The organism is Bradyrhizobium sp. Ken01 (assembly GCF_055807355.1).
The window spans coordinates 1-255 of the sequence record NZ_JBVVPC010000246.1; the positions used below are offsets into that span (position 1 = coordinate 1).

2 pseudogenes are annotated in these 255 nt (G+C 47.8%); one reads left to right on the forward strand and one right to left on the reverse strand.

Annotated features, from left to right (window positions below):
• Positions 1-62: 62 nt before the first annotated feature.
• Positions 63-134: pseudogene (locus AC0L3S_RS39510) on the forward strand (RNA chaperone Hfq); the annotation flags it as partial.
• A 43-nt stretch (positions 135-177) separates the two neighbouring features.
• Here the strand turns inward: AC0L3S_RS39510 and AC0L3S_RS39515 are convergent.
• Positions 178-255, reverse strand: a pseudogene (locus AC0L3S_RS39515) (adenylosuccinate synthetase); the annotation flags it as partial.

Genomic DNA, 255 nt, shown 5'->3' on the forward strand with positions numbered 1-255 from the left:
CTTTACAAGATCCGTTCCTGAACGCACTGCGTCGGGAACGTGTTCCAGTTTCTATTTATTTGGTGAATGGTATTAAGCTGCAAGGGCAAATCGAGTCTTTTGATCAGTTCGTGATCCTGTTGAAAAACACGGTCAGCCAGATGGTTTACAAGCACGCGATTTCTACTGTTGTCCCGTCTCGCCAGTTTCATCAAACAGTTCGGTCGGGAACGGACCTGCACCTACACGAGTGGAGTAAGCTTTGAGGATACCCAG